Origin of the sequence: Streptomyces sp. NPDC060184 (assembly GCF_042728795.1) — a bacterium.
In the GTDB taxonomy this organism is placed as follows: Bacteria; Actinomycetota; Actinomycetes; order Streptomycetales; family Streptomycetaceae; genus Streptomyces.
In genome coordinates this window covers 127,454-152,934 of record NZ_JBHWYX010000011.1, presented here as the reverse complement: position 1 = coordinate 152,934, position 25,481 = coordinate 127,454, and the positions used below count along the sequence as shown (strand labels likewise).

At 72.8% G+C, this 25,481-nt stretch carries 18 protein-coding genes; 7 read left to right on the top strand and 11 right to left on the bottom strand.

What is annotated here, in order from left to right; genetic code table 11:
* Positions 1-2 precede the first annotated feature (2 nt).
* From ACFWEE_RS10425 to recQ, 3 genes are all read left to right on the top strand, one after another.
* Positions 3-1,574, top strand: coding sequence for an NADH-quinone oxidoreductase subunit M (locus tag ACFWEE_RS10425; RefSeq protein ID WP_386888146.1), 1,572 nt, complete (start codon positions 3-5; stop codon positions 1,572-1,574).
* Positions 1,571-3,235: an NADH-quinone oxidoreductase subunit NuoN gene (gene nuoN, locus ACFWEE_RS10420; protein WP_386888144.1), complete on the top strand. Its 1,665-nt coding sequence runs from the start codon at positions 1,571-1,573 to the stop codon at positions 3,233-3,235. Before ACFWEE_RS10425 ends, nuoN begins: the two co-directional genes overlap by 4 nt.
* 159 nt (positions 3,236-3,394) lie before the next feature.
* On the top strand, positions 3,395-5,500 hold the full coding sequence (gene recQ / locus ACFWEE_RS10415; RefSeq protein ID WP_386888142.1) for a DNA helicase RecQ: 2,106 nt from the start codon (positions 3,395-3,397) through the stop codon (positions 5,498-5,500).
* 92 nt (positions 5,501-5,592) lie between these two features.
* Here the strand turns inward: recQ and fahA are convergent, their stop codons facing one another.
* Positions 5,593-6,825, bottom strand: coding sequence for a fumarylacetoacetase (gene fahA / locus ACFWEE_RS10410; protein ID WP_386888140.1), 1,233 nt, complete (start codon positions 6,823-6,825; stop codon positions 5,593-5,595).
* A gap of 120 nt (positions 6,826-6,945) precedes the next feature.
* Positions 6,946-8,940, bottom strand: a complete 1,995-nt coding sequence (locus ACFWEE_RS10405; protein ID WP_386888138.1) for a CocE/NonD family hydrolase — start codon at positions 8,938-8,940, stop codon at positions 6,946-6,948.
* Between the two features lie 220 nt (positions 8,941-9,160).
* Between ACFWEE_RS10405 and ACFWEE_RS10400 the strand changes: the two genes are divergently transcribed.
* The 3 genes from ACFWEE_RS10400 (at position 9,161) to ACFWEE_RS10390 (ending at position 12,507) form a co-directional block, all read left to right on the top strand.
* A complete protein-coding gene (locus ACFWEE_RS10400; protein ID WP_386888136.1) occupies positions 9,161-10,171 on the top strand; it encodes a polyprenyl synthetase family protein in 1,011 nt (336 codons plus the stop codon).
* Between the two features lie 233 nt (positions 10,172-10,404).
* Positions 10,405-11,652: an outer membrane lipoprotein carrier protein LolA gene (locus tag ACFWEE_RS10395; protein ID WP_386888134.1), complete on the top strand. Its 1,248-nt coding sequence runs from the start codon at positions 10,405-10,407 to the stop codon at positions 11,650-11,652.
* Positions 11,653-11,880: 228 nt separating this feature from the next.
* Entirely contained in the window at positions 11,881-12,507 is a 627-nt protein-coding gene (locus ACFWEE_RS10390) for a TetR/AcrR family transcriptional regulator (RefSeq protein ID WP_386888132.1), read from the top strand.
* A gap of 127 nt (positions 12,508-12,634) precedes the next feature.
* On the opposite strand, the gene ACFWEE_RS10385 is transcribed toward ACFWEE_RS10390, so the two are convergent.
* From ACFWEE_RS10385 to ACFWEE_RS10370, 4 genes are all read right to left on the bottom strand, one after another.
* A complete protein-coding gene (locus ACFWEE_RS10385; RefSeq protein WP_386888130.1) occupies positions 12,635-13,462 on the bottom strand; it encodes a Cof-type HAD-IIB family hydrolase in 828 nt (275 codons plus the stop codon).
* A gap of 552 nt (positions 13,463-14,014) precedes the next feature.
* Positions 14,015-15,622 (bottom strand): FAD-dependent monooxygenase, encoded by a 1,608-nt coding sequence (locus ACFWEE_RS10380; RefSeq protein ID WP_386888128.1) that lies wholly within the window; start codon positions 15,620-15,622, stop codon positions 14,015-14,017.
* A gap of 70 nt (positions 15,623-15,692) precedes the next feature.
* Positions 15,693-16,700: an EamA family transporter RarD gene (rarD, locus tag ACFWEE_RS10375; RefSeq protein ID WP_386888126.1), complete on the bottom strand. Its 1,008-nt coding sequence runs from the start codon at positions 16,698-16,700 to the stop codon at positions 15,693-15,695.
* Positions 16,701-16,881: 181 nt separating this feature from the next.
* Positions 16,882-17,742 carry an SDR family oxidoreductase gene (locus tag ACFWEE_RS10370; RefSeq protein WP_386888124.1) on the bottom strand — a complete coding sequence of 287 codons (861 nt, stop codon included), beginning with the start codon at positions 17,740-17,742 and terminating at the stop codon, positions 16,882-16,884.
* 148 nt (positions 17,743-17,890) lie between these two features.
* Here ACFWEE_RS10370 and ACFWEE_RS10365 point away from each other — a divergent pair, with 148 nt between their 5' ends.
* Positions 17,891-18,298: a winged helix-turn-helix transcriptional regulator gene (locus tag ACFWEE_RS10365; protein WP_386888122.1), complete on the top strand. Its 408-nt coding sequence runs from the start codon at positions 17,891-17,893 to the stop codon at positions 18,296-18,298.
* A 212-nt stretch (positions 18,299-18,510) separates the two neighbouring features.
* Here ACFWEE_RS10365 and ACFWEE_RS10360 read toward each other — a convergent pair whose 3' ends face one another.
* From ACFWEE_RS10360 to ACFWEE_RS10340, 5 genes are all read right to left on the bottom strand, one after another.
* Positions 18,511-19,572 carry a 2-oxoacid:ferredoxin oxidoreductase subunit beta gene (locus ACFWEE_RS10360; protein ID WP_386888120.1) on the bottom strand — a complete coding sequence of 354 codons (1,062 nt, stop codon included), beginning with the start codon at positions 19,570-19,572 and terminating at the stop codon, positions 18,511-18,513.
* Positions 19,565-21,511: a 2-oxoacid:acceptor oxidoreductase subunit alpha gene (locus ACFWEE_RS10355; RefSeq protein ID WP_386888118.1), complete on the bottom strand. Its 1,947-nt coding sequence runs from the start codon at positions 21,509-21,511 to the stop codon at positions 19,565-19,567. The genes ACFWEE_RS10360 and ACFWEE_RS10355 overlap by 8 nt, the downstream gene beginning before the upstream one ends.
* 436 nt (positions 21,512-21,947) lie before the next feature.
* Positions 21,948-22,607: a response regulator gene (locus tag ACFWEE_RS10350; protein ID WP_386888202.1), complete on the bottom strand. Its 660-nt coding sequence runs from the start codon at positions 22,605-22,607 to the stop codon at positions 21,948-21,950.
* A 436-nt stretch (positions 22,608-23,043) separates the two neighbouring features.
* Positions 23,044-23,901: an aminoglycoside phosphotransferase gene (locus ACFWEE_RS10345; protein WP_386888116.1), complete on the bottom strand. Its 858-nt coding sequence runs from the start codon at positions 23,899-23,901 to the stop codon at positions 23,044-23,046.
* A gap of 92 nt (positions 23,902-23,993) precedes the next feature.
* Entirely contained in the window at positions 23,994-25,397 is a 1,404-nt protein-coding gene (locus tag ACFWEE_RS10340) for a sensor histidine kinase (protein WP_386888114.1), read from the bottom strand.
* Positions 25,398-25,481: the final 84 nt, after the last annotated feature.

The following is a 25,481-nucleotide window of genomic DNA, read 5'->3' as shown; positions in this document are numbered from 1 at the left end:
ACATGTCCTTTCCCCTCCTGACAGCGACGGCGGCACTCCCCGCGATTGGCGCCGTCGCCACCGCCGCCGTCCCGGCCCAGCGGCGCACCGCCGCGAAATGGCTGGCACTGCTCGTCTCGCTGGCCACCCTGGTCCTCGCGGCGGTCGTGCTGGTCCGCTTCGAGCCCGGCGGCGCCCGCTACCAGCTCACCGAGTCGCACGCCTGGATCGCCGACTTCGGCGTCCGGTACGAACTCGGCGTGGACGGCATCGGGGTGGCGCTCCTCGCGCTCACCGCGCTGCTCATCCCGTTCGTGATCCTGGCCGGCTGGCACGACGCCGACCCCCTGGAGACGCACTCCTCCCGGTGGCGCCCCACCCAGGGCTTCTTCGCCCTGATCCTGATGGTGGAGGCGATGGTGATCCTCTCCTTCGAGGCCACCGACGTCTTCCTCTTCTACATCCTCTTCGAAGCCATGCTCATCCCGATGTACTTCCTCATCGGCGGCTTCGGGGACCGGGCCCACGCGGGCACCGACGAGAACGCCGCGGCCCAGCGCTCGTACGCCGCCGTGAAGTTCCTCCTCTACAACCTCGTCGGCGGGCTCATCATGCTGGCCGCCGTCATCGGGCTGTACGCGGTCGCCGGGAGTTTCTCGCTCTCGGAGATCGCCGAGGCCCGCGCCAACGGCTCGCTGGAGATGGCGACCAGCACCGAGCGGTGGCTCTTCCTCGGGTTCTTCTTCGCCTTCGCGGTGAAGGCCCCGCTCTGGCCGCTGCACACCTGGCTGCCCAACGCCATGGGCGAGGCGACCGCGCCCGTCGCCGTGCTGATCACCGCGATCGTCGACAAGGTCGGCACCTTCGCGATGCTCCGCTTCTGCCTCCAGCTCTTCCCGGAGGCCAGCAAGTGGGCCACCCCGGTGGTGCTCGCCCTCGCGCTGGTCTCCATCGTGTACGGCGCGCTCCTCGCGGTCGGCCAGCGCGACATCAAGCGGCTGATCGCCTACGCGTCGATCTCGCACTTCGGCTTCATCATCCTGGGCATCTTCGCGATGACCAGCCAGGGCCAGTCGGGCGCCACGCTCTACATGGTCAACCACGGCATCTCGACCGCCGCGCTGATGCTGGTCGCCGGGTTCCTCATCACCCGGCGCGGCTCCCGCCTGATCGCGGACTACGGCGGGGTGCAGAAGGTCGCCCCGATCCTCGCGGGCACCTTCCTCGTCGGTGGCCTCGCCACCCTCTCGCTGCCGGGGCTCGCCCCGTTCGTCAGCGAGTTCCTGGTCCTGGTCGGGGTGTTCAGCGCCTACCCGGTCGCCGGGATCATCGCCACCACCGGCATCGTGCTCGCCGCGCTCTACGTCCTGGTCCTGTACCAGCGCACCATGACCGGCCCGGTGAAGGCCACCGTCCAGGGCATGGCGGACCTGCGGGTCCGTGAGCTGGTGGTGGTCGTGCCGCTGATCGCGCTGCTGCTCTTCCTGGGCGTCTTCCCGAAGCCGCTCACCGAGATCGTGGACCCGGCGGTGCAGCACACCATGTCCGACGTACAGAAGCAGGACCCCCAGCCCGAGGTGGAGGCCGCCAAGTGAGCGCAACAGCTGTCCACAGCGTGTGGACCGTGGCGGGTGGGGTGACGACGGCCGCCCCGGACGTGAAGTTCACCGCCCCCACCATCGAGTACGCCCAGCTCGCACCCGTCCTGATCGTGGTCGGTGCCGCGGTGCTCGGCGTCCTGGCGGAAGCCTTCGTGCCCCGCCGGGCCCGGTACCTCACGCAGGTCCTCCTCACCGTCGTCGCCCTGGCCGCCGCGTTCGCCGCGGTCGTCGGGCTCGCCGCCGGCGGGTACGGCACGACCAAGGCCCACATCGCGGCGATGGGCGCCGTCGCGGTCGACGGACCGGCACTCTTCCTGCAGGGCACCATCCTGCTGGCCTCGCTGGTCGCGGTCTTCACCTTCGCCGAGCGGCGGCTCGACCCCGCCTCGCACGGCAACCGGGTCGACTCCTTCGTCGCGCAGGCCGGGTCCGTCCCGGGCAGCGACAGCGAGAAGCAGGCGGTCAGGGCCGGGTTCACCACCACCGAGGTCTTCCCGCTCGTCCTCTTCGCCATCGCGGGCATGCTGGTCTTCCCGGCCGCCAACGACCTGCTGACCCTGTTCGTCGCGCTCGAAGTCTTCTCCCTGCCGCTCTACCTCCTCTGCGCCCTCGCCCGCCGCAAGCGGCTGATGTCGCAGGAGGCCGCGGTGAAGTACTTCCTGCTCGGCGCGTTCTCCTCGGCGTTCCTCCTCTTCGGGATCGCCCTCCTCTACGGCTACGCGGGCTCCGTCTCGTACGCCACCATCGCGAGCGTCGTCGACGGCTCGGTCACCGAGATCGACCCCGCCCTCGCCTCCACCATGGGCAACGACGCACTGCTCCTCATCGGCGGCGCGATGATCCTGATGGGGCTCCTCTTCAAGGTCGGCGCCGTGCCGTTCCACATGTGGACCCCGGACGTCTACCAGGGCGCACCGACCCCGGTCACCGGCTTCATGGCCGCCGCCACCAAGGTCGCCGCGTTCGGCGCGCTGCTCCGCCTGCTGTACGTCGTGCTCCCCGGGCTCACCTGGGACTGGCGGCCGGTCATGTGGGGCGTGTCCATCGTCACCATGCTGGGCGGCGCGATCGTCGCGATCACCCAGACCGACATCAAGCGGCTGCTCGCCTACTCCTCGATCGCCCACGCCGGGTTCATCCTCGCGGGCGTCATCGCGACCACCCCGGAGGGCATCTCCTCGGTCCTCTTCTACCTCGTCGCCTACTCCTTCGTGACGGTCGGCGCCTTCGCCGTCGTCACCCTGGTGCGCGACGCGGGCGGCGAGGCGACCCACCTGTCGAAGTGGGCCGGGCTCGGCCGGCGCTCCCCGCTGACCGCCGCGGTCTTCGCGGTGTTCCTGCTGGCCTTCGCCGGTATCCCGCTGACCTCCGGCTTCTCCGGCAAGTTCGCCGTCTTCAAGGCGGCGGCGGACGGCGGCGCGGGCGGACTCGTGGTGGTCGGTGTGATCTCCTCGGCGATCGCCGCGTTCTTCTACATCCGGGTCATCGTCCTGATGTTCTTCAGCGAGCCGAAGGCGGACGGCCCCACGGTCGCCGTCCCGTCCCCGCTGACGATGACGACCATCGGCATCGGCGTCGCGGTCACCCTGGTGCTCGGCCTCGCCCCGCAGTACTTCCTGGACCTGGCGAGCCAGGCGGGGATCTTCGTGCGGTAGCGGCAGCGGTACGTACGGGCCCGGTGGCGAAGCCACCGCACCCATGGACGCCGGACGGGCCGAGGTCAAGCCCGTCCGGCGTTGTCGTACGGGCCGCCTATGGTGAAGGGGACGGGTCGGACGACGGCGAGCAGAGCGACGAGCAGGACGGGCGGAACCATGGATGTGACCGAGGCCGTGACCGGGGCCACCGGCAGCGGGGCCACCGGCGGCGAGGGCTTCGGTGCCGGGGCCACCACAGGCGCGGAGAGCGAGGCCCGGCGGACCCTGCACCGGGTCTTCGGGTACGAGTCGTTCCGGGGCGAGCAGGGCGCGATCATCGAGCACGTGGTCGCGGGCGGCGACGCCGTCGTCCTGATGCCCACCGGCGGCGGCAAGTCCCTCTGCTACCAGATCCCCGCCCTGGTCCGCCCCGGCACGGGCGTCGTGATCTCCCCGCTGATCGCCCTCATGCAGGACCAGGTCGACGCCCTGCGCGCCCTCGGCGTCCGGGCCGGCTTCATCAACTCCACCCAGGACTTCGACGAGCGCCGCTCCATGGAGGCGCAGTACATCGCCGGAGAGCTGGACATCCTCTACCTCGCGCCCGAACGGCTGCGCCTGGACGCCACCCTCTCGCTCCTCGCCCGGGGCACGGTCTCCGTCTTCGCGATCGACGAGGCGCACTGCGTCGCCCAGTGGGGCCACGACTTCCGCCCCGACTACCTCGCCCTCTCCGTCCTCGGCGAGCGCTGGCCCGACGTCCCGCGCATCGCCCTGACGGCGACCGCGACCGACGCCACGCACCAGGAGATCACCCGCCGCCTGGGCATGCCGGACGCCAGGCACTTCGTGGCCAGCTTCGACCGGCCCAACATCCAGTACCGCATCGTCCCCAAGTCCGACCCGAAGAAGCAGCTGCTCACCTTCCTCAAGGAGGAGCACACCGGGGACGCGGGCATCGTCTACTGCCTCTCCCGCAACTCCACCGAGAAGACGGCCGAATACCTCTGCCGCAACGGCATCGAGGCCGTGCCGTACCACGCGGGCCTGGACGCGGGGACCCGCGCCGCCCACCAGTCACGCTTCCTGCGCGAGGAAGGGCTCGTCGTCGTCGCGACGATCGCCTTCGGCATGGGCATCGACAAGCCGGACGTCCGGTTCGTCGCCCACCTCGACCTCCCCAAGTCCGTCGAGGGGTACTACCAGGAGACCGGCCGCGCCGGGCGTGACGGCGCCCCCTCCACCGCGTGGATGGCGTACGGCCTCCAGGACGTCGTCCAGCAGCGCAAGCTCATCCAGGGCGGCGACGGCGACGAGGCGCACCGCCGCCGCGCCTCCGCCCACCTGGACTCGATGCTGGCGCTCTGCGAGACCGCCCAGTGCCGCCGCGCCCAGCTCCTCACCTACTTCGGCCAGGAACCCACCGCCGCCGCCTGCGGCAACTGCGACACCTGCCTGGTCCCGCCGGAGACCTGGGACGGCACGGTCGTCGCGCAGAAGCTGCTCTCCACCGTGGTCCGGCTGAAGCGGGAGCGGAACCAGAAGTTCGGCGCCGGACAGATCATCGACATCCTGCTGGGCCGGAAGACCGCGAAGGTCATCCAGTTCGACCACGACCAGCTCTCCGTCTTCGGCATCGGCGAGGAGCTGGCCGAGGCCGAGTGGCGCGGGGTGGTCCGCCAGCTGCTGGCCCAGGGCCTGCTCGCCGTGGAGGGGGAGTACGGCACCCTCGTCCTCACCGACGCCAGCGCCACGGTCCTCGGCCGCGAGCGCGAGGTCCTGCTGCGCAAGGAGCCCAAGCGGGTCACCGAGCGGACGGCGGCCAAGGGCGAGCGTCGCGCCAAGTCGGCCGCTGCCGCCGCCGATCTGCCCGCGTCCGCCGTGCCCGTCTTCGAGGCGCTGCGGGCCTGGCGCGCGGCGACGGCGAAGGAGCAGGGCGTCCCGGCGTACGTCATCTTCCACGACGCGACCCTGCGCGAGATCGCCACCGTCCACCCCGCGTCCCTCTCCGAGCTGGGCGGGGTCAGCGGCCTGGGCGAGAAGAAGCTGGCGACCTACGGCGAGGGCGTGCTGGAGGTCCTGGCAGGGCTGGGAGCACCCCCGGCGGAGTCTGCGGACGCCCGTGCGACGGCCCCCGCGGCCCGCGCCGACGCTCCTGCGGCCCGTAGCGCCGCCGCGGCCCCTCCCGGCCCGGCACCCGCGCGTACGGCGGCGAGCACGGGGGACCCGTTCGCCGACGCCGAGTTCGGCTGGGACGACGAGGAGCCCCCGGAGTACGAGTGAGCAGGGCGGACGACGGAGCCGGTGGATCCGGCAGAGAGGCCGGCGGAAAGGCGGGAAGCCGGCGGAAAGGCGGGAGGCCGGCCCCGGCTTCCTCACCCCGCCGCCCGGATCGTCCCCGTCACCTCGCCGAGCCCCACCCGGGTGCCGTGCGGCCCCGGCGCCCACGCGGTCATGGTCACCGTGTCGCCGTCCTCCAGGAAGGTCCGGGTGCCCCCGGAGACGTCGAGCGGGTCGCGCCCGTTCCAGGTCAGCTCCAACAGCGAACCGCGCTGGTGCGGTTCGGGCCCGCTCACCGTGCCGGAGCCGTAGAGGTCGCCGGTGCGCAGCGAGGCGCCGTTCACCGTCATCTGCGCCAACTGCTGGGCGGCGGTCCAGTACATGGTGGAGAAAGGCGGTTCGGCGACGACCGTGCCGTTGACCGCGACGGAGATCCGCAGGTCGATGCCGCCCGGCTCCTCCTCGTCCGTGTCGTCGAGGTACGGCAGCAGCTCCGCGTCCCGGGCGGGCGGGGCGGTGCGGGCCGCCTCCAGCGCCTCCAGCGGGGTCACCCAGGCGGAGACGGAGGTGGCGAAGGACTTGCCCAGGAACGGGCCGAGCGGGACGTACTCCCACGCCTGGATGTCGCGCGCCGACCAGTCGTTGAGCAGCTGGACGCCGAAGACGTGCTCGCGGAAGTCGGCCAGCGGCACCGCCGTGCCCCGCGCGGACGGCACGCCCACCACGAAGCCGACCTCGGCCTCGATGTCCAGCTTCACCGAGGGCCCGAAGACGGGCGCCGCGTCGGTGGGCGCCTTGCGCTGCCCCGACGGGCGCACCACGTCCGTACCGGAGACGACGACCGTGCCCGCCCTCCCGTGGTAACCGATGGGCAGGTGCTTCCAGTTGGGCGTCAGCGCGGCACCGTCCGGGCGGAAGATCCGGCCGACGTTGGTGGCGTGGTGCTCGCTGGCGTAGAAGTCGACGTAGTCGGCGACCTCGTAGGGCAGATGGAGCGTCACCGCGTCGACCGGGTGGAGCAGCGGCTCCAGTTCGGCGCGGTGCGAGGGGACGGTCAGCCACCCGGTGAGCGCGCGGCGCACGTCCCGCCAGGCGGTGCGCCCGGCCGCGAGCAGCGGCATCAGGCTGGGCCGCGCGAGCAGCCCGGCGTACGGGGAGCCGAGGGCGTGGGCCGCCGCCCCGGCGTCCAGCACGTGGGAGCCGATCCGGACCCCGACCCGCCGCCCGCCGGGGGCCTCACCCGGCACGGAGAAGACGCCGTACGGAAGGTTGTGCGGGCCGAAGGGGTCGCCCTCGTCGGTGTCGAGCGGGCTGCTCTGCTCGGGCATGGGTGCTGCCTTCCAGTCGCTGTGCGGGACACGTTACGTCGGTGCGCGCGGACCGTGTCCACGCCCGGACCTCGTACCCGCAGGAGTCCGCCCGGAAAGCGCCCGGTCCGTGACGACCCGTCAGCCCGCCGTGCGCGGGATGCGCTTCTCCCAGGTGCGGTGGAAGACGATCTCGTCGCCGTCCTTGCAGACCACCTCGTCGGAGGTGAGGAAGTGCGTCGCGTCCGCACCGGTCTCCGAGCGGGTCGTGATCTCCGTCCGCCAGGCCGTCTCCGGCCGGTGCAGCCGGACGGTGCGGTCCGACCGGGCCCGTGCCGACAGCGGGTCGTCCTGCTGGACGGTGAAGGTGTCGAGGGCGTCCTCGGTGATCTCCAGGCCGTCCGGGTGGAACCGGGTGCCCCCCGGGCGCGGGTCGGCCTCCAGCCGCCATTCGCCCCGCGCGAGGTCCCGGACGATCCGCCGCTCCGGGCGCTCCCCGTCCAGGGTCGCCGGGACGGCCTCGCCCAGCGGTTCGGCCTGTTCGGGCTCGACGAAGACGGGGGCGGGGTCCCCGGTGGACCGGCGGACCGGGAGCTCCACCAGGCTGCCGTCCGCGTCGAGCGTGAACCCCGCCGAGTCCGCCTGCGGCCAGACCCAGGGCCAGTACGCGGAGGAGACGGCCAGCCGGATGCGGTGGCCGGGCGCGAAGGCGTGCCCGATGCCGCTCAGTTCGAAGGTGACGTCCTCGGTCGTGCCGGGCGGCCAGTCCTCGGCGCGGTCGCGGCCGTGGCGGGTGGCGAGGTTGAGGGCGCCCCGGGTGACGAGGGCGGAGGAGCCGTCGGGCGCCACGTCGCAGAGGCGGGCGACGACCTGGCCGCGCGGTACCGCCAGGGTCAGCCGCAGCCGTACCCGGGGGCGGCCCAGGATCTCGACGGGCGCCCCCTCCACCGGGAACTCGAAGGCGACCGATTTGGCGTCCTCGTCGCGCTGGTCGGGCGGCAGGTCGGCGTCGTTCCCGCACGGCGAGAACCGTCCCGCGTCCAGCCCGGTCTGCTGCGGCGAGCGGACGATCCGGGCGCCGCCCCGCAGGGCGTACGCCACCGGGGTGACGCTCGGGGAGGGCCAGGCCGCGTCCCCGACCCAGCGGCCGGGCAGCGTCTCGTACCGGGTGGCGGGCGGGTGGGAGCCGCTGATCCAGGACCGCAGCAGGGGCTCGCTCATCACCCCGGTCTCCCGGCCCTTCAGGTGCTGGTCCCACCAGCGCAGCGTCTCCTGGAGGAAGCCGATCGCCGGACCGGGCGGCCGGCCCCGGTCCGGGTACGCGTGCGGCCAGGGCCCGATCAGCCCGCGGACCCGGGCCGGGTCCAGGTGCCCGACGAGCCGCAGCACGGTGTCGCGGTACGGATCGTGCCAGCCGCCCACCGCCAGGACGGCGGCCCGGATAGCGCCGTACTCCTCGCGGACGCCGGCGCGCTGCCAGTACGCGTCCCGGGTCTGATGGGCCAGCCAGGTGTGGACGAGCGGGGCGAGGGACTCCAGCCGCTCCAGCCACAGCTCTCTCCAGCCGTCCCCGACGAGCGCGGGATCGGGCGGCTCGGCAGCCGCCGCGAGCAGCCCGGCGGCCCGGGCGGGCAGGTCCGAGGCGAGGACCGAGCCGCCCCAGTACTGCCCGCCGTTGTCGTACCCGTCGTCCGTGGCGCACACCGCGACCACCGCCCGCAGCGGGTCCGGGGCCGCCGCGGCGATCCGGAGCGCGGCGGCCCCGCCCCAGGAGATGCCGAACATGCCGACCCGGCCCGAGCACCACTCCCGCTGCGCCAGCCAGTGGACGAGCGCCACCCCGTCGGCCACCCCGGCGTCGCCGTACGCGTCGCCGGGCAGGCCCCCGCTGTTGCCGTGGCCCCGCACGTCCACCCGCACCGAGGCGTAGCCGTGGCCCGCGTACCAGGGGTGCCGCTGGCGGTCGCGGGGCGCCGTCCCGTCGCCGAGCCGGTGCGGCAGGTACTCCAGCAGCGCGGGGACCGGCTCCTCGGTGACGGGCCGCCAGACGCGCGCGTACAGCAGGGTGCCGTCCGGCAGCGGGACCCGCAGATCCTCGCGGACGGTCTCGTACGGGAACTCGGTCCGGATGTGCATGGCGTACCTCGGTGGGCGGGTCCGGCGGCCCGGGCGAACCGGCGGTCTCCGTACGGTGCGACAAAGCGGCAACTCGTGATCGTATGAGCCGATCCCGAACATACCGGCGGTGGCGGGAAGCCGCCCACGGTGATCCAAAGGGGACCGGATACGCTGGCATGAGTGAAGACAGCCGACAGATCGACATTCGTGTGATCGTCAGCAGACAGGAGACCCTCTCGTGACCGTCGTCGGGCCGTTCGGGCTGCGCGTGCGGGACCAGGCTCTTGAGGCCGATGTCCAGACCGGCCTGGCCGCTGTCGAGGCCGGGCTCCTCGATGCCACCAAGAGCGACGTCCCCTTCATCACGGAGGCCGCGCAGCACCTGGTCCGGGCCGGAGGCAAACGGTTCCGGCCCCTGCTGGTGATGCTGGCGTCCCAGTTCGGAGACTCCGACGCCCCCGGCGTGGTGCCCTCGGCCGTCGTGGTCGAACTGACGCACCTGGCGACGCTGTACCACGACGACGTGATGGACGAGGCCGAAGTCCGCCGAGGCGTGGACAGCGCCAACGCCCGCTGGGGCAACTCCGTCGCCCTGCTCACCGGCGACTTCCTCTTCGCCCGCGCCTCGCACATCCTCTCCGACCTCGGTCCCGAGGCCGTCCGCATCCAGGCCGAGGCCTTCGAACGGCTGGTCACCGGACAGATCCTGGAGACGGTCGGCCCGCGCGACGGCCGCGACCCGGTCGACCACTACATGGACGTCCTCAGCGGCAAGACCGGCTCCCTGATGGCCGTCTCCGGCCGCTTCGGCGCCCTCATGTCCGGCGCCGACGAGCGGACCGTCGACGTCCTCACCCAGTACGGCGAACGGCTCGGCGTCGCCTTCCAGCTCGCCGACGACGTCCTCGACATCGCCTCCGACTCCCACGAGTCCGGCAAGACCCCCGGCACCGACCTGCGCGAGGGCATCGCCACCCTGCCCGTGCTGCTGCTCCGCGCGCAGGCCGCAGCCGACGGCAAGCCGGACGACCTGGAGCTGGTGGAGCTGCTCGACGGCGACCTCACCGACGACGCCCGCCTCGCCGAGGCGCTGCGCCGGCTGCGCGTCCACCCGGCGCTGGAGCAGGCCCGCCGCGACACCGTCCGGTACGCCGAGGACGCCCGGGCGGCCCTCAACCCGCTGCCCGACTGCTACGCCAAGTCGGCGCTCGCCGAGCTGTGCGACCTCGTGGTGCACCGGGCGGGCTGACGCTCCGTAGGGGAAGCCCCGGGGACGGACGTACCTCCGGTGGAGTGACGTCATACCCGAGCCGTACGCGGAGTTGATTCCGCGGGCTGACGCGTGCCGTCCCCCGATGCGGTCAGATGGAGAACAACCACTCCTCCTGACCCCATCGGGTGAGAAGCGCCGGGTGACGGACGGGGAGTGGACGAACGCGACCGCAGTGACGGAAGCCGCCGACCACGGAGGTAGGGCACACCATGGCACCCATCGACAGCGCGGAGACCCAGGGCGATCCCACCGGCGCGACCACGCGCGCCGACCGCATGCGCCGCAAGGCGTCCCGCACGCTCGTTCCCGTCGCGGTGGCGGGCGTGGCCGCCGCCACCATCGGGCTCGTCCCCGCACTCGCCGACAGCGGCGACCCGGACCTGCCGAAGATCACCGCGCAGCAGCTCGTCGAGAAGATCGCCGCCTCGGACACCCAGCGGCTCTCCGGCACGGTCAAGATCACCACTGACCTCGGCATCCCCTCGCTCGGCGGCCTCGCCGGCTCCCTCGGCCAGGGCGCCGGGGCATCGTCCGGCAGCGCGGCGCCCGAGGACCGGCTGACCGAACTGGCTTCCGGAACCCACACCCTGAAGGTGGCCGCCGACGGCCCCGACAAGCAGCGGCTGACGATTCTCGGCAACTCCTCCGAGTACAGCCTGATCCACGACACCGACGAGGTCTGGGCCCACGAGAGCGGGTCCGACGAGGTCTTCCACGCGAAGACCGGCGCCCGCGGGCACGACGAGGAGGGCAGCCGCGGGGCCGCCCCGGACGGCACGCCCCGGCAGTTCGCCGAGGAGGCGCTCAAGGCGGTCGGTGACACCACGTCGGTCACCGTCGACGGCACCGTGCGGGTCGCCGGGCGCGACGCGTACCAGCTGCTCATCGAGCCGAAGCAGTCCGGTTCGACCATCGGCTCCGTCCGGATCGCGGTGGACGCGGAGAACGGCGTACCGCTGCGGTTCACCCTGAGCCCGAGCTCCGGCGGGAAGGCCGCCGTCAACGTGGGCTTCAGCAAGGTGGACTTCTCCAAGCCCGACGCCTCGGTCTTCGCGTTCACCCCGCCCGCGGGTGCCGAGGTGACCGAGGCCGAGGACGCCGCCGGCCGGGAGGCCGCGGGCACGGGGAGCGGCGCCCTGGCGGATCTGCTGCCCGGGGGCCTCGCCGGACTGGAGGGCACGGACGACGGTGCCGGGGGCGCCGGGGGTGTGAAGACCCTCGGCGAGGGCTGGACCACGATCCTGCGGGCCGAGGTGCCCGGTGGTGCGGACCTGGCGTCGGCGAAGGGAAGTTCCTCGCTGCTGGACGCCTTCGGCGACAGGGCCACGGGGAAGTTCGGCTCCGGCACGGTCTTCGGCACGCGCCTGGTGAACGCTCTCGTCACCGATCAGGGCAAGGTCTACGTCGGTGCGGTGACCCGGGACGCCCTCGTGCGGGCGGCGAACGCGGACCACTGACGCGGGGGCGCCGGGGCCGGTCCGTCAGGCGGCGGGCCGATCGGCTCCGGGCCGTCCGTACCGTCGGCCGCCCGAGCCGTCCCCCGATCGGCTCGTCGCGGCGCGAACGGCACGAACGGTGCGAACGGCGGAGCCGACACGGTACGTTCCGTTTCCGCCTCGCTCATGTTCGACTTTTGGCGACGACCTGTCAACAAGGAGTGGTGAGAGGGGTCCTATGCTCGCGGAATGAGCGGAATGCCGAGTTCTGTGCGACGCAGCGAACGGTCCCGACACGCGATCCTGGAGGCGGCGCTGGAGCTCTGCACGGAGAGGGGCTACGGGCGGGTGACGGTGGAGGCCATCGCCGCCCGCGCGGGTGTCAGCAAGAAGACGATCTACCGGTGGTGGCCGGCGAAGAGCGGCATCCTGATGGAGATCTTCACCGAAGTCCTCTCCGACGCCGCTCCGTTCGCCGACACCGGCGACATCGAGGCCGATCTGCGGCGCCACATCGGACTGGCGGTACGCCTCCTCGGCACACCTCCGTACGGACCGGCGTACGCGGGCATACTCTCCGAGCTCCACCACGACGAGGAGCTGGCCAGGGACCTTGCCGAGCGGGTCGTCGACCCGCGGGTCGACCTGGCCGTCACCCTGCTGGCGCGGGCCCAGGAGCGGGGCCAGATCCCGGCGGGCGCCGACCCGCGGCTGATGGTCGAGCTGCTTTACGGGCCGGTGTACTACCGCCACGTCCTGCGCAAGCCGCCCCAGGACGAGGCGACCATCGCCGCGCTGGTCGCCCTGGTGCTGCGGGGGCCGGGCGCGGCAGCCGCGCCGGTCGCCGCGCCGGTCCCGGAAGCGGGCCTCGCCTGAGGCGGAGGAGCGATTCCGTCCGCCGAGCCGGTCCGTCCGCCGAGCCGGTCCGTCCGCGTCCGACGGGCCGGTCGGTCGGTCCGATGAGCCGGTCGCCGAAGGGGCCGGTCGGCCGGGAGGTGGCCGGTCAGCCGAAGAGACGTTCCAGCACGACCGCTATGCCGTCCTCGGTGTGCGACAGCGTGACCTCGTCGGCGGCTGCCTTCAGCTCCGGATGCGCGTTGCCCATCGCCACCCCGTGGCCGACCAAGCCGAACATGGGAAGGTCGTTGGGCATGTCGCCGAAGGCGATGGCGTCCGCCGGGTCCAGGTCCAGGAGTTCCGCCGCCACCGCGAGACCGGTGCCCTTGTGCACGCCGTAGGGCGCGAGTTCGACCGTGCCGGGTCCGGCCATCGTGACCGTCGCCAGATCGCCCACGGCGGCCCGGCCGAGAGCGGCGAGTTCGTCGTCGGTCAGGTCCGGGTGGCGCACCATCACCTTGATGACGGGCTCGGCCCAGAGGTCGTCGCGGCGCCCGACCCGCTGGGCGGGGAGCGTCGGGTGCGGCATCCGGTACCCGGGCTCGATCAGGGTCAGCCCCGCCGGGCCGTCCTGGTCGACGGCGGCGAAGACCGGGCCCGCCTCCGCCTCGATCTTGCCCAGCGCCATGTCGGCCAGCTCCCGGTCCAGCGGGACCGAGCGGAGCATCCGGGCCGACTCGGGGTCGTACACCTGGGTGCCCTGGCCGCAGACGACCGGGCCCCGGTAGTCCAGCTCCGCGAGGAGGGTGCGTATCCCCGGGACCGCCCGGCCGGTGACGATCATGTGCCGGGCGCCGGCCGAGGCGGCGCGCCGCAGGGCCGCGTGCGTGCGGGGGCTCACGGAGTCGTCGGGCAGCAGCAGGGTGCCGTCCAGGTCCGTGGCGACGAGGGTGTGCGCGACCCGGACGTGCGCGGGCGCGGGTGACGAATGCATGGTTCCAGCGTAGGGAGATCGGCTCTTCGCCGGACGGCCCTGACCTGGGTCGACGGTCAGCTTTCCGGCCGGAGGGGACGCGGCCGGACGCCGGGGCGGCGGAAAAGAGGTGATCTTGTGGGATTGGCCCCGGTACGCGCCGTGGGGGAAGCGCGTACCGGAGCGAACCGGAACCCCTGCCTCCCGAGCGCGGCGGCGGCCGGACGCCCGCACGGATCACCCGCACGGCCCGGGGGAACGCGCGTGCGGGACGGGTGTGGCGCCCGAAGCCGCCCGTCGTCCCTGGTGTGGGTACGGGGAGCGGCCCTGGGTGCGTCGCGACGGGAGGTGGTGCGTCGGCGGGTCCGGTGCCCCGGCACCGGTGCGAGCGCGGGGGCGACACCGGTGCCGACGGGCCGGGGGGTCCGGCGGAGCTGCCGACGAGGGGGGTGCCCTTGGTCTGCCCGAGCGGGCTCACGGGGGAACGCCGAGCCCCTGGCGAAACGATCCTTCGACGCCCGTTCGGCCCAGCGTGCGGGCGCACTCCGACGCCGGGGCGCCCGGCGCCGCACGTCACCCCCGGGCAGCCCCGCCGCACAGCAGCGCCAGATACTCCCGCACCCGGGACGCCTCCGCCGCCGGGGCGACGAGTCCGAGGTGGTGGTCGGGGCGGACCACTACGACGGTGCCGCCCGCGCCGGGTTCGTACGCGGCGCGGACCCGCCCCTCGTGGTCGAGCACGCCGGCCGGGCCGTCCGGCACGTCACCGGGGCCGTACACCCGGTGGACGCGGACGGCGTCGCCGTACGCCTCCACCGCCGCGCGCAGGACCGGCTCGCTCTCCGGGCCGAAGCCGAGGAGGACCGGGTGCGGCTCGGCGAAGAGGTGGTGCAGTCGGGTCGGGGCACCCGTCGCCACCGACCGGCACGGCGCGTCCGGCGCCCGGTCCCCGGCGCGGGGGCCGGTCTCCGGGGCTCCGGCGGCGAGCGAACTCCACCGGTAGCCGGTGGACAGGCCGCTCGCCTCCCCGGCGGCGGTCGCCGAGTCCAGCCCGCCGCCCGGGAGACGGATGGCGGCCATCGTCTCCGCGAGCCGCTCGGAGGTGAACTCCAGGGTCCAGGCGGCGACGGGCAGCCGCTCCTCCTCGTAGGTGTCGAGCAGCGCCGGTGCCGCGAGCCCGGTCAGCACGTGGGCGAGCTTCCAGCCGAGGTTGAAGGCGTCCTGGATGCCGGTGTTCATGCCCATCCCGCCCGCGATCGAGTGGACGTGCGCCGCGTCCCCGGCGAGCAGCACCCGGCCCGCCCGGAAGCGGTCGGCCATACGGACGTTGACGCGGTACGTGGAGAGCAGGGTGGCCCGCCGGAGCACTTCGCCGGGGAGCCCGGTGTGCCGGGCGAGGAGGCGGCGGAAGCCCTCCTCGGTCGGCGGCTGGGGCACTCCGGCCCCGTCCCGCTCGGGGCCCGCCTGGAACCACCAGCCGTCCCGGGTGCCCGGGATCGGGCAGAGCATCACGGCCCCGGTGGTGTCGAACCACTGGTGCCAGATGTCCCGGTCGAGCGCGTCCTCGTCGATCTCGACGTCACCGCAGACCATCACCTGGTCGGTCTGCGTCTCGCCGGTGAAGGGGATGCCGAGCAGCTTGCGCACCGGGCTGTGCGCGCCGTCGCAGCCCACCACGTACCGCGCCGCGACGGTTCCGCCGTCGGCGAGGGTGGCCGTCACTCCCGCCGCCCCGTCCTCGGGGTGCTGGTCGAGGCCGACCAGCTCGGTGTCCAGCTCGACCCGGACGCCGTCCTTCGCCAGCCGGTCGCGGAGGATTTCCTCCAGGCGCCACTGGGCGATCAGCCGGGGCCAGTCGAAGGCGGAGGCGGGGACCGGGGCGGGGTCGGCGTACGGGTCGAAGTCGGAGACCGGGACGTGGTCGCGGTACTTGCGCATGGTCAGCGGCAGCGACCCCGACGCCAGCACCTCCTCGGCCGCCCCGAGGCTCGCCAGGACCTCCAGCGACCGCAGGTTCGGCCCTTTCGCCCGGGAGCTGCGCGGATGCGCGACGGATCTGTCGATGATCCGGACGCCGATCCCCCGGCGCGCGAGGTCGCACGCCAGGGTCAGGCCGGTGGGGCCGGCGCCCACGATCAGTACGTCGGTCGGTCCATCGGTGATCGGTGCGTCGGTGGTCATGGCTGCTCCTCGGGCAGGGGTGCGGGACCCCCAAGGGAAACGCAACCGAGGCAAAAAAGCAACCGGGTAACTATTTATCGGCGGGGCTGCCGGTGGTGGCCGGGGCGGCGGTGTCCGCACCGCCCGTGGGTGGCACCGGCGCTCCGGTCCCGGCAGCCGCCGAGGCCGCGAGCCGCAGCGCCTGCGCCCGGCCGCGCCGCGCCGTCCGCAGCGCGTCCCAGGTCAGCAGCGTCAGCGCCAGCCACACCAGCGCGAACCCGGCCCAGCGCTCCGGCGGCATCTCCTCGTGGAAGTACGCCACCCCGAGGCCGAACTGGAAGACCGGCGCCAAGTACTGGAGCAGGCCGAGCGTCGACAGCGGGACGCGGACCGCCGCCGCCCCGAAGGCGACCAGCGGGATCGCCGTCACCAGCCCGGTCGACGCGAGCAGCAGCGCGTGCCCGGCGCCGCCGCCGGAGGTGAAGGTCGTCTTCCCGTGCGCGCCGAGCCAGAGCAGGAAGCCGAGGGCCGGGAGGAAGAGGACCGCCGTCTCGGCGGCGAGCGATTCCAGGCCGCCCATGTCGACCTTCTTCTTCGCCAGGCCGTACGTCGCGAACGAGAAGGCCAGCACCAGGGAGATCCACGGCGGGCGGCCGTATCCGATGGCGAGTACGAGCACGGCGGCGCATCCGGTCGCCACCGCGACCCACTGGGCGGGCCGCAGGCGTTCGCCGAGGAGCAGCACGCCCATGGCTATGGTGACCAGCGGGTTGATGAAGTAGCCGAGGGACGCCTCGACCACGTGACCGCTGTTGACGGACCAGATGTACAGGCCCCAGTTGACCGTGATCACGGCCGCGGCTGCGGTGATCAGGGCGAGCTTGCGCGGCCGGCGGACCAGTTCGCCGATCCAGGCCCAGCGCTTGAGCGCGAGCATGGCGATGCCGACCACGGCGAGCGACCACACCATCCGGTGCGCCAGGATCTCCGCCGCCCCGGACGGCTTCAGCAGGGGCCAGAAGAGGGGGACGAGCCCCCACATCCCGTACGCGCCGATTCCGTAGAGCAGCCCTGCCCGCTGCTCGTCCTTCCCCTCCACGGGGCCTCCCTCATGCGTGGGCCGGCGGTCGCCGACGCCATGAAGGTAGCTCCGGAAGCGGGCTCGCGTCATTGCCGTATCGCGGAAACGGTCATGACGCGAGCATCCTCCGGGCGTACGGGGCCCGCGCGCGCCTCCCGCGCGACCCGCGCGCCCCGTACGCGTCCGGTACGCGGGGCGGTCAGGCGGCGGCGACGGCCTCCGCGACGGTCACGGCGAGCGGGGTGGTGGGCCGGCCGATGAGCCGGGCCAGGTCGCCGCTGGTGCCGGCGAGCAGGCCGCGGGCGATCGCCTCGTCCACGTCGACCAGGATCTCGGCGAAGCCCGCGGGCAGCCCGGCACCGACCAGGATCTCCTGGTGCACGGCGGCGGGCACCTCCTTGTACGCGATCTCCTTGCCGGTGGCCCGGGCGACCTCGGCGGCGTACTCCGCCAGCGACCAGGCGGTGTCGCCGCTCAGCTCGTACGCGGTGTTCAGGTGGCCCTCGCCGGTCAGCACCGCGGCGGCAGCGGCGGCGAAGTCGGCCCGGGTCGCCGAGGCGATGCGCCCCTCGCCCGCGTTGCCGACCACCGCGCCGTGCTCCAGCACCGGCGCGAGGTTCGCGGTGTAGTTCTCGGTGTACCAGCCGTTGCGCAGGAAGGTGTACGGCAGCCCCGAGTCCAGGATCAGCTGCTCGGTCACCTTGTGCTCCGCGGCCAGCAGGAAGTCGGCGGCCGGCCCGCCCAGGACGCCCGTGTACGCCAGCTGCGCCACGTCCGCCTCCTTCGCCGCCTCGATCACCGCGGTGTGCTGCTCCACGCGCTTGCCGACCTCGCTGCCGGAGATCAGCAGCACTCGGTCACCTGCCCGGAAGGCCGCCTTGAGCGCCTCGGGCCGGTCGTAGTCGGCGACCCGCAGCTCGACGCCGAGCGCGGCGAGCGGTGCGGCCTTCTCCTCGTCGCGGACGACCGCGGCGATCCGGTCGGCCGGGACGGTGGCGAGCAGCTGCTCGACGACCAGGCGTCCGAGCTGTCCGGTGGCTCCGGTGACGACGATGCTCATGGGGTGGTTCTCCTTCATGGCGCAGGGTTCCGCACGGTCCCGCATGGGTGATTCATCCGTTATCGGATGTATCGCGGCTGTTTACTCCACTCACCTTAAGAGGTGTACTTACTCTGAGGAAGTACCCACTTTGAAGTAAGGTGGTGTCATGACGGTACGTACGGAGACCCCCGGAGAGCTCGTCGCGGCGGCAGCCCGCGAAGCGGACGTGAACCGCGCGATGTGCCCGTCCCGGCTCGTGCTGGAACACGTCACCAGCCGCTGGGGCGTGCTGGTGCTCGCGTCCCTGCTGGAACGCCCGTACCGCTTCAGCGAACTGCGCCGCACCATCGAGAACGTCAGCGAGAAGATGCTGGCCCAGACCCTGCGGACGCTGGAGCGCGACGGGTTCGTGCACCGGGACGCCCAGCCGGTCATCCCGCCCCGGGTGGACTACTCCCTCACCCCGCTCGGCCGCGAGGCCGCCGAGCGCGTGTGGCGGCTGGCCCGCTGGTCCGAGCACCAGGTGGATGCGGTCGCCGCCGCTCGGGCCGCGTACGACGCGCGCGAGGCGTGACCGACGCGCGCGAGGCGTGACGGGGCGCGGGGCGCCGTCCTGAAGCACCGGTGGCCCGGGGCTCCGGCCCGACGCACCGGCCCGACGCACCGGCCCGGGGCTCCGGCCCGGGACGCCGTCCGGGAGCACCGGAGCCCGGGTCCCGTCGCCCGCCCCGGGTGGGGGGGCGGCGGGACCCGGGCTCTCGCTCGCGCGGGGCGTGGTGCCGGTGCTCAGCCGATGACCGTCCAGGTGTCCTTGCCCGCGAGGAGCGCGGCCAGGTCGCCCTTGCCCTGCTGCTCGACGGCGGTGTCCAGCTGCTGGGACATCAGCGTGTCGTAGACCGGGCGTTCGACGCTGCGCAGGACTCCGATCGGTGTGTGGTGGAGGGTGTCGGGGTCCGCGAGGCGGGAGAGGGCGAACGCGGTGGTCGGGGAGGCGGCGTGGGCGTCGTGGACCAGGACGCTGGAGCGGTTCTCCTCGGTGACCGCGACGACCTGGAGGTCGCCGGTGGCCGGGTCGCGGACGACCCCCTTCGAACCGTCCGCACCGAAGAGGATCGGCTGCCCGTGTTCGAGGCGGATGACCGCTTCCTGGGCGCGCTCCTTGTCCTTGAGGGCTTCGAAGGCGCCGTCGTTGAAGATGTTGCAGTTCTGGTAGATCTCCACCAGCGCCGTGCCGGGATGGTCGGCCGCCGCGCGCAGCACGCCGGTGAGGTGCTTGCGGTCGGAGTCCACCGTCCGGGCCACGAACGAGGCCTCCGCGCCGAGCGCCAGGGACACCGGGTTGAACGGGGCGTCCAGGGAACCCATCGGGGTCGACTTGGTGATCTTGCCCATCTCGGAGGTGGGGGAGTACTGACCCTTGGTCAGTCCGTAGATCCGGTTGTTGAACAGAAGGATCTTCAGATTGACGTTCCGGCGCAGGGCGTGGATGAGGTGGTTGCCGCCGATGGAGAGGGCGTCGCCGTCCCCGGTGACGACCCACACCGACAGATCCCGCCGCGAGGTGGCGAGGCCGGTGGCGATGGAGGGGGCGCGGCCGTGGATGGAGTGCATCCCGTAGGTGTTCATGTAGTACGGGAAGCGCGACGAGCAGCCGATGCCGGAGACGAAGACGATGTTCTCCTTGGCGAGCCCGAGCTCGGGCATGAAGCCCTGCACGGCGGCGAGGACGGCGTAGTCACCGCAGCCGGGGCACCAGCGGACTTCCTGGTCGGACTTGAAGTCCTTCATCGTCTGCGGCGACTCGGCCTTGGGCACGAGCTGGAGCAGGGGGTGGGCGGTGTCAGCCATCGATGGCCTCCTTCAGGGCGGTGGCGAGCTGTTCGGCCTTGAAGGGCATGCCGTTGACCTGGTTGTAGGAGTGGGCGTCGACGAGGTATCTGGCGCGGATCAGGGTGGCGAGCTGGCCGAGGTTCATCTCGGGCACGACGACCTTCTCGTACCGCTGGAGGATCTCGCCGAGGTTGCGCGGGAAGGGGTTGAGGTGGCGCAGATGGGCCTGGGCGACGGTGTCGCCGGCCGCGCGGAGTCTGCGTACGGCGGCGGTGATGGGCCCGTACGTCGAACCCCAGCCCAGGACGAGGGTGGTGGCACCGGCGGGGTCGTCCACCTCCAGGTCCGGGACCGCGATGTTGTCGATCTTCGCCTGGCGGGTGCGGACCATGAAGTCGTGGTTGGCCGGGTCGTAGGAGATGTTCCCGGTGCCGTCCTGCTTCTCGATCCCGCCGATCCGGTGCTCGAGACCCGGGGTCCCCGGCACCGCCCACGGGCGGGCCAGCGTCTCGGCATCGCGTTTGTACGGCCAGAACACCTCGGTGCCGTCGGCGAGCGTGTGGTTGGGGGTGGTGGCGAAGGTGACCTGGAGGTCCGGGAGCTGCTCCGGGTCCGGGATGCGCCAGGGCTCGGAGCCGTTGGCGAGGTACCCGTCGGAGAGCAGGAAGACCGGGGTGCGGTAGGTCAGGGCGATCCGGGCGGCTTCCAGCGCGGCGTCGAAGCAGTCCGCCGGGGTCTTCGGCGCGACCACCGGGACGGGGGCCTCGCCGTTGCGGCCGTACATCGCCTGGAGCAGATCGGCCTGCTCGGTCTTGGTGGGCAGCCCGGTGGACGGGCCGCCGCGCTGGATGTCCACGATCAGCAGCGGCAGTTCGAGCGAGACGGCCAGCCCGATGGTCTCGGACTTCAGCGCCACCCCGGGCCCGGAGGTCGTGGTCACCCCCAGGGACCCGCCGAACGCGGCACCCAGCGCCGCCCCGATCCCGGCGATCTCGTCCTCGGCCTGGAAGGTCCGCACGCCGAAGTTCTTGTGCTTGGACAGCTCGTGCAGGATGTCGGAGGCCGGAGTGATCGGGTACGAGCCGAGGTAGAGCGGCAGCCCGGCCTGGCGGGAGGCGGCGATCAGCCCGTAGCTGAGGGCCAGGTTGCCCGAGATGTTGCGGTACGTCCCCGTGGGGAACGCCTTCGAGGCCGGGGCGACCTCGTAGGAGACCGCGAAGTCCTCGGTCGTCTCGCCGAAGTTCCACCCCGCCCGGAACGCGGCCACGTTCGCCTCCGCGATCTGCGGCTTCTTCGCGAACTTCTGCCGCAGGAACGTCTCCGTCCCCTCCGTCGGCCGGTGGTACATCCACGACAGCAGGCCCAGCGCGAACATGTTCTTGCTCCGCTCGGCCTCCTTCCGGGAGAGGCCGAAGTCCTTCAGCGCCTCGATCGTCAGCGTGGTCAGCGGCACCGGATGGACGTTGAACGCCTCCAGCGAACCGTCCTCCAGCGGGGAGGTGGCGTAACCGACCTTCGCCATCGGGCGCTTGGTGAACTCGTCGGTGTTGACGATCACCTCGGCCCCGCGCGGGACGTCCCCGATGTTGGCCCGCAGGGCCGCCGGGTTCATCGCCACCAGGACGTTCGGAGCGTCGCCGGGCGTGAGGATGTCGTGGTCCGCGAAGTGCAGCTGGAACGACGAGACCCCGGGCAGCGTCCCGGCGGGAGCCCTGATCTCGGCCGGGAAGTTCGGCAGGGTCGACAGGTCATTGCCGAACGACGCCGTCTCCGACGTGAAACGGTCGCCCGTCAACTGCATACCGTCGCCGGAATCCCCGGCGAATCGAATGATGACCCGATCCAGTCGACGGATTTCTTTCACGCCGACCTCCGCATTCGTCGCACGGGGAGCACGTTGCTCCCCCACGACGGCCTCGTCGGTCATATCGGCCTGGCTACTGACCTGGCTGGTCACTGAACTGGACCTCCCTGGGCGGCGGCTGCGGAACAGCCGGCCCGCCGGCGGTCCCGTGGCCCACACTACGTCGGTAAGGGGCGCCTTCCTCCGTCGATCATATGGGGGACGTCGGGAAGGGAGGACGGTTCGCACCTATTTCCCTGCCGATTCCAGCCTTCCGTGGCAGGTCGGAGGGCTCATGTGTTCTCGTCCTTTCGACGTAGGCCGCACTTTTCCCGCCCGGGGAGGATTGATCGCGCCGAGAACCGTTCAAGAATGCGCGGTGTCCGGAATTCGGAGGGGGCGGATCGCGGGGCCGGACCGCACGCCGGCCGGCCCCGCGATCCACCGGACCCGTGGTCCGGACCGGTGTACGAGGCCGGGCCGGACCACGGGCCGGAGCACGGAGCCGGACCGGCGTACGGGGCCGGACCGGTGTACGAGCCGGAGCGGCCTACGAGTTCAGATACGTCAGCACCGCGAGCACCCGGCGGTGGTCGCCTTCGCTCGGAGCGAGGCCGAGCTTGAGGAAGATGTTGCTGACGTGCTTCTCCACCGCGCCGTCGCTCACCACGAGCTGCTTGGCCACCGCCGAGTTCGTCCGCCCCTCCGCCATCAGGCCGAGGACCTCCCGCTCGCGCGGCGTCAGCCCCGCCAGCACGTCCTGCTTGCGGCTCCGGCCGAGCAGCTGCGCCACCACCTCCGGGTCCAGCGCGGTCCCGCCCCCGGCCACCCGCACCACGGCGTCCACGAAGTCCCGCACGTCGGCGACCCGGTCCTTCAGCAGATAGCCCACCCCGCGCGTACTGCCGGCCAGCAGCTCGGTGGCGTACCGCTCCTCCACGTACTGCGACAGCACCAGCACCCCGACGCCCGGGTAATCCCTGCGCAGCCGTACCGCGGCCCGGACCCCCTCGTCGGTGTGGGTCGGCGGCATCCGTACGTCCGCGACCACCACGTCCGGCAGCTCCTGCCGGGCGTGCAGCTCCGCCAGGAGCGCGAGCAGCGCCTCGGCGTCCCCCACCCCGGCGACGACCTCGTGCCCGAGGTCGGTGAGCAGCCGGGTCAGGCCCTCCCGCAACAGCACCGAATCCTCGGCGATGACTACGCGCACCTTGTTCTCCACGCTGCCGCTTCCCCCACCGCTGTCGTCGTCCCTATCCGGTCGCCCGGCGTTCTCTCTTCCGCCTCCAGCATCCCAGTACGGGGGCGGTGCAGGCGGAACGGGGTCGGGTCATTTCCCGCGAGGGTGCGGGCGTACGTCAACAGAGCGTGCAGCGCGTTCATCCGTGGGTGAGAAGAAGCTGGTGGGAAAGGGTGCGGGCGGCGGATGCGGCGGATTTCTGGCGCACGGGTTCCGGGTCCGTTATCCATGTATGGGCCACTTTTCTATGCGTCCGGGATTTCGGTGGTCCCGTCGCGGGCTGCGGAGTTTTCGGGGTTTCGGGGGTGTTCGTCGGACCGGCGGAGAGAAATGCAGAAATTCCGATCATGTGAGGGCGGTGGTCGTAGGGAAAGGCAGGTCGCGGGGCACGGACGCGGCGAGCGGTTCACCCCCGGCGCCCCACCGGTCCACGGACCACGGCCTCGACGGCCCGGACGTACCGCTCGGCCTCACCGGGGCGTGCCCGGCCGCCCGGCCCCGCGTTCTCGCTCTCCGCGACGAGCCGGAAGATCAGCGCGCGGATCAGCATCTGCTGCCAGTCCGGATGGCCGCCGCCCGCCGCCGCGACTCCGCCCGTGAGCCCGGCCGGAAGACCGAACCACAGCAGTCCGTCCGCGATCACCACGGCATCGGCGAAGAGCGGGGGCCGCCAGTACGGCGAGAAGTCGATCACCACGGGCGCCCCGCCCGGGGCGAAGAGCACATTGCCGGTGAGGTCGCCGTGGACGAGCTGGGCCGCGTCCTGCCGCACCGGACGCCTCAGCGCGAGCAGAGCCGAGAACGGGCCGGCGAGGCCGGCGATCACCTCGGCGTCCTGCTCGCCCCACGCCACCCGGTCGGCCACCGCCCAGGGGTGGGTGTGCCGGCCGAGGAAGCCGGGCCGGGGGAACCCGCGCAGTGCGGCGTGGAAGGCCCGGCCCGCGCCCAGCACGTCGGCCCAGTGGCCTGCCGGACCGGGCGTACCGGCCAGGAACGCGTGGGCGGTCCAGCCGTCCACGAGACTGCGGCCGTCGGGGGCCCGGAGCGGGCGCGGGACACGGAAACCGGCACTGGGCGCCAACGCCTCGGACAGGGAGGCGGCCCACTCGACCTCGGCCTCCGTCCCCTCGGCGGGCTTGAACACGTACGCGCCGACGAGAACGCTCCGCCCCTGACCACCGGTCAGGGGGACGGGCGTGCCCGCGACGTCGAAGGCGTCGAGGACGGCACGGGGCGGGACGAGGGCGCTCGGCTGCTCGGTCATGCCGGGCATCCTGCCCACACCACCGGGACGGGCGCACCCGCTTTCCCGCCCACCGAAGCGTGTCGACACGCGGCCCTGCCGAGCGCCGCCCGTCAGTCCCGCCACGGGAGCCGGGCGGTCACCGTCGTCGGGCCGCCCGCCGGGGACTGCACGGTGAGGCTGCCGTCCACGGCCCGCAGCCGTCCGGCGAGGCCGGCCAGTCCGCCGCCCGCCGTCACGTCCGCGCCGCCCCGTCCGTCGTCGTCGACCCGGATCACCAGGTGGTGCGGGCGGTCCGGCCGGCTCGGCCGGTCGTTGCCCTGCTGCCGGTCGGCCGTCTGGCGCACCGTCACCGAGGCCCGGGTGGCTCCCGCGTGCCGGGTGACGTTGCGGAGCAGCTCGGAGACCGTGACGTACGCGAGGTTCTCGACCGCACGGGCCGGGCGGAGCGGCAGTTCCACGTCGACGGAGACCGGGACCGCGCAGCGGGAGGCCACGGAGGAGAGGGCGGCGTCCAGGCCCCGGTCGGTGAGGACGGCCGGGTGGATGTCCCGGGCGAGGTCGCGGAGCTCCTGGAGGGCGACCTTCACCTCGCCGTGCGCCCCGTCGATCAGCCGCGCCGCCGCGTCCGGGTCCTCGGCGAGCCGTTCCTTGGCCAGCCCGAGCTCCATCGCGAGGGCGGCCAGCCGGGCCTGGGCGCCGTCGTGCAGCTCGCGTTCGATCCGGCGCAGGTCGGCCGCCGCCGTGTCCACGACCACGCCCCGGTCCGACTCCAGCTCCACCACGCGGGAGACCAGCCGGGACGGGCCGAGGAGCCCGGCGACCATGACCCGGTCCACCGAGGCCAGCCCCCGGACGATCCACGGCGACACCAGCACGAGGACCAGCCCGATCCCGCAGGTCGCGGTCAGCTCGAAGGCCGAGTCCAGGTAGACCCGGTGCGTCGCGTCCCCGTACAGCTGGACGCCGTCGACACCGACGTACGCCGGGAAGACCCAGGCCCAGAGCGGGTACGTGAACATGCTCCACGCGGTCGTCACCACCGTCACCGCGACGGTGAACGCGAAGACCGTCCACGGGAAGTGCAGGAACCCGTAGAGCAGGTGGCGCCAGGAGGAGCCGCTGCGGAGCGCCGCACCGGCCCACGAGAACACCCCGCCGGTCCGCCCCCGGACGGGCTCCGGGTCAAGGACGTCGAGCCGGAGCAGGGCGCGGGCGCGCAGGCGTTCCAGGACGCCGAAGCCCCGGCACACCGCGAGTCCGGCCGCGAGGACCGGAATGCCGAGGAAGGTGACCATCAGGCCTGCGCTCAGCGAGACCGTGGTCACCACGAGCGTGAAGAGCACGATGCTGATCGGCAGGCTCAGCAGGAGGTACAGCAGCTCCCGCCAGGTCCGCGACTCGACCGGTGCGCGGAGCACCGCCGGGAAGAAGTGCTTCTGGTCGGGGCGGTCCCAGGAGCCGGTGGAGCCACCGCCCTGCCCGTCCCGTGCGTCCGATCCGAATGCCGTGGCCATCGCTGCCGTCCGTTTCCGTTCTCCGGTGAGTCCCTGGGTGAGCCCGGTCGGTGAGCCCGACGACGGGCCGTTCCTCACGTGCCG